The organism is Stenotrophomonas sp. 2YAF22 (assembly GCF_052114665.1).
Taxonomy (GTDB): Bacteria; Pseudomonadota; Gammaproteobacteria; order Xanthomonadales; family Xanthomonadaceae; genus Stenotrophomonas; species Stenotrophomonas indicatrix.
In genome coordinates this window covers 1-4,842 of record NZ_JBFRFE010000319.1, presented here as the reverse complement: position 1 = coordinate 4,842, position 4,842 = coordinate 1, and the positions used below count along the sequence as shown (strand labels likewise).

The following is a 4,842-nucleotide window of genomic DNA, read 5'->3' as shown; positions in this document are numbered from 1 at the left end:
GAACAACTGTGTCGGCCGCGACATCGTCCAGGTCGGCCCGGATCGCCTGCTGTTCGGCTACAACGTGTTCATCGGGCTCAAGACCCAGACCCGCATCGAAGATGTGTTCGGCCTGTACCGGCTGGTACAGGGCGCTGATGGCTACGACGTCGCTGCCCTTGAACTGAAGGGCAGTTTCCTCGACCAGCCCGGCTTCGTGCATGACTTCAACGAGCTGTACGCCTACTACAAGCATGCGCGCCTGCTGCAGCTGATCGTGGTGGGCGACAAGCTGCTGGCCTCGTTCCAGATCGGCGAGCGCAGCAGCGACGTGCGCGTGTTCCGCTGGGCGCTGTCACGCGAAGGTGAACTGACCTATCTCGATGCACGTGGCGAGCGTGACATCGCCTTGCCGCCGCCCTTCGATTTCGAATGGACGCGCGCCACGCGCGACCTTGCCGTCAACGGCCGCCATTCGCATCTGAACATCCTCGATACCCTGTTCGTGGAAACCACCGGTGGCGATCTCACCATCAAGGTGGAGAACAACACCGAAACCGGGCAGGGCATCTACAGCGAACCGGTGGAAGACAGCACGCAGTCGCTGGACGACGCCCAGTTCGAGTTCGCCCGGGTCGGCTCGCTGGTGCTGCTGAAAGTGCTGCCCTACCGCGAAACCGAATGGCGCGGACTGATCTACAACACGCTTACCGGCGACATCGTACGCAACGATGCCATCGTCCAGGCCTGCGTGCAGCTGCCCGAAGACCACGGCATCATCTTCCCCGGCGGCTATTACCTGCAGGGTGGCGAGCACAAGGCGTTCGACGCCTCGATGGATGGCATGCAGTTCAAGCGCAGCATCCGTTCGCCCAACGGCGAGGACGTGCTGTACATCTTCTACGAGCGCGAAGGCGGGCGTTCGGCGCTGTTCGTCTACAACACCATCCAGCGCGTGCTGCAGAACCCGGTCTTCGGCCACGGCTATGCCTTCATGCAGGACGGGCGCATGGTGCTGTTCCATGCCGAGGGCACCGAGCCGACCCGCATCCATCCGATGCAGGTCTGGCAGACGCCCTTCAGCAGCGATGAGTTCGCCGCCAGCCGTCCGCCCGGCAATACCTTCATGGGGCGCATCGGCAACGCCGAGCTGGTTCGCGGCATCTCCAACCTGTTCAACCTGGCGCGCGAGATCGACGGCCAGGATGTATCGGTGCAGCGCTACCAGCGCCTGGTAGCCGACACCCGGCGGCTTTTCGATGCGCATCATTGGCTGGGTGACGAAGCCTGCGATGGCGCCGAAGCCCTGCTGCGGCAGATCAGCGCCACCGGCGAATCGGTGCTGGACGAATACGAGAAGGTGCAGTCGATCCGCCAGCAGTCGGCGCAGGCGATGGCTGAGGCAGAGGCCACGCACAAGGCACTGCTGGGCCGGCTGCAGCCGGAAAACTGGAACGAGGTGCAGGCCTTCGTCGAAGCGCTCAACGCGATCACCGCACTGCGCGGTCGACTGCTGACCATCCGCGAACTGCGCTACATCGATACTGCGCGCATCGAGGCGATGGCCGCCGAGCTGGTGCAGGCGCACGACCGTGTCGGCGCCGCCACCGGTACCTTCCTTGCCGGCGATGCAGCACTGGCCCCCTTGACCGCCCGCATGCAGGCGCTGGACGAAGCCGCACAGCAGGCCGCCAGTGCACGCCAGCTGGATGAGCAGCTGGACGGCCTGCGCGGCATGGCCGGCGATCTGGACATGCTGTCCGAGCTGATGGCCGGACTGAAGGTCGACGATGCGACCGCGCGCACCCGCGTCGTCGAATCCATCTCGCTGCTGTACGGGCGCCTGAACCAGGCACGCGCACGCGCCGAACAGCGCCGCAAGTCGCTGGGTTCGGCCGAAGCTGTGGCCCAGTTCGCCGCCCAGTTCGCCCTGTTCTCGCAGTCGATCACCAGCGCGCTGGCGATGGCCAGCGACCCTGAGCGCGCCGACGAACAGTTGTCGCGCCTGCTGGTGCAGCTGGAAGAACTGGAAAGCCAGTTCGGCGAGCACGAGCAGTTCCTCGGCGACATCCTGAGCAAGCGCGAAGAGCTGGTCGAAGCCTTTGATACGCACAAGCAGGCCCTGCTGGATGATCGCCAGCGCAAGGCACGCTCGGTGCTCGATGCCGCCAACCGCATCCTTGATGGCCTCGGAAAGCGTACCGAGCGGTTCGGCACGGCCGACGAGCTCAACGCTTTCTTCGCCGGCGATCCGCTGATCCTCAAACTGCGTGAACTGGCCGAGCGCCTGCGTGCGCTGCGCGACAACGTCAAGGCTGACGATGTCGAGGCGCGCCTGAAGGGCGTGCGCGACCAGGCCGTGCGCCAGCTGCGCGACCGCAGCGACCTGTACGAGGCCGGTGGCAACGTGGTCCGCCTTGGCCCGCGCCATCGATTCAGCGTGAACACCCAGGCGCTGGACCTGACCCTGCTGCCACGGGGTGAAACCCTTGCCATCCATCTCACCGGCACCGATTTCCTGGAGACCCTGCACGATCCCGAGCTGGATGCGCTCAAGCCGTTCTGGCCGGTGACCCTGGATTCGGAATCGGCAGCGATCTACCGCGGCGAATACCTGGCCGGGTGCCTGTTGCTGGCTGCGGAGGAGGGCCGCGATGGCCTGGACCTGGCCCAGCTGCAGCACGATGCAGCCGAACCGGAAGCGCTGGGCCAGCGGGTCCGCGCCTTTGCCGCGCCCCGTTACCGCGAGGGCTACGAGCGCGGTATCCATGACCATGACGCCGCCCTGATCCTTCGCGCGCTGCTGCCGCTGCAGCAGGCCGCCGGCCCGCTGCGGCATTCGCCCCATGTGCGTGCGTTGGCACTGCTGTTCTGGGCCGCGCGGCAACGCGATGAAGCCGTGGCGCAGTGGCCCGGCCGACAGGCCGGTGCCGAGGCCATCGCGCGTCTGTTCGGTTCCGATGAGGGGCGCCAGGCCCTGCGTGCGGAAATGGCCAAGGCGCTGCATGACCATGCACTCGCGCATGCACTGCCGTTCGACGCCGCCGCCGCCGATGCAGCAGCGGCATACCTGGGCGAAGAACTGGTGGCCGGCGAGCCGGTGTTCAGCACCAGCCGGCACGCGCAGGCATTGCTGGACGCGCTGTCGCAGCAACTGGAGCAGGCGGGCCAGCGTGATGCGCTTGAACGTGCGCTGCAGCGATCGCAGGATCCGCTGGCCATGCGTTGGGCATTGGCCGGGCAATGGCTGCGGGCGCTCGCCGGGCTGCCGGCACAGTCGGCGCATGCCGGCTATGTCGAAGAAGCAGCGGCATTGCTGCTGGTGCAGCGACAGCTGCGCACCCGTGCCAGCGATGCACCGCTGCAGGCGGACGTCAGCGGCCTGCTGGGTGAACACGCCCGCATCCACAACGGCAGCCTGACCGTGTCGCTGGACGATTTCCTGGCACGCCTGCAGCACCACCTGCAGTCGTTCGTACCGGCCTTCCATGCCTATCAGGCGGTGCGCCAGGGCATCATCGGTCGCGAACGCGAAACCCTGCGGCTGTCGGAGTTCAAGGCCCGGCCGTTGTCGTCCTTCGTGCGCAACAAGCTGATCAACGACGTATATCTCGGCGTGATCGGCGACAACCTGGCCAAGCAGATGGGCACCGTTGGCGAGAACAAGCGCAGCGACCTGATGGGCCTGCTGATGATGATCTCGCCGCCCGGCTACGGCAAAACCACGTTGATGGAGTACGTGGCACATCGCCTCGGCCTGGTCTTCATGAAGATCAACGGCCCGGCGCTGGGCCACGAAGTGCGGTCGCTGGATCCGCAGCAGGCACCGGACGCCACCTCGCGGCAGGAGCTGGAAAAGCTCAACCTGGCGTTGGAGATGGGCAACAACACCATGCTGTATGTCGATGACATCCAGCACACGCACCCCGAGTTCCTGCAGAAGTTCATCTCGCTGTGCGATGGCACGCGCCGCATCGAAGGCGTATGGCGCGGCCGTACGCGCACCTACGACATGCGTGGCAAGAAGTTCTGCGTGGTCATGGCCGGCAACCCGTACACCGAATCCGGCGAAGTGTTCAAGATTCCGGACATGCTGGCCAACCGTGCCGACATCTACAACCTGGGCGATGTGCTCGGCGGCATGGAAGCAGCCTTCACGCTCAGCTACATCGAGAACAGCCTGACCTCCAACCCGGTATTGGCGCCGCTGGCCACGCGCGAGATGGCCGACCTGTACCTGCTGGTCGACCGCGCGATGGGCAAGGATGTGTCCACCAACGGCCTGAGCCACGCCTACAGCGGCGCCGAGATCAACGAGATCACCGCCACCCTGCAGCGCATGCTGCAGGTCCGCGATGTGGTCTACAGGGTCAACCAGCAGTACATCGCCAGCGCTGCCCAGGATGACCGCTATCGCACCGAGCCGCCCTTCCGCCTGCAGGGCAGCTACCGCAACATGAACAAGCTGGCGGAGAAGATTTCGCCGGTGATGAATGACGACGAGCTGCAGCAGCTGATCTCCGACCACTACCTGGGCGAAGCGCAGCTGCTGACCACCGGTGCCGAAGAGAATCTGCTGAAGCTGGCCGAGCTGCGTGGCGTGCTCGATGAAGAACGCGCGCAACGCTGGGCGCAGATCAAGCGTGATTTCCTGCGCAACAAGGCAATGGGCGCCGGTGACAGTGATGTCGGTGGCCGCGTGGTCGCGCAGCTGGCCGACATCGCCAGTGCGTTGCAGCTGCCGCCGCCACCGCCGGCAGAGGTGGCCGTCGCACCGGAGCCTGCGCTACAACGGCAACCCGGCCCCGGATGACCACAACTACTACACCCGGACCGTGAGCAACACGGTTCCCTCAGCCTTCC

General features: G+C 65.6%; 1 protein-coding gene. It reads left to right on the top strand.

Annotation, left to right across the window (positions count from 1 at the left end):
• A partial coding sequence (locus tag AB4Y84_RS13350; RefSeq protein ID WP_442250266.1) for a DNA repair ATPase occupies window positions 1-4,792 on the top strand: 4,792 nt, incomplete at its 5' end.
• Window positions 4,793-4,842: the final 50 nt, after the last annotated feature.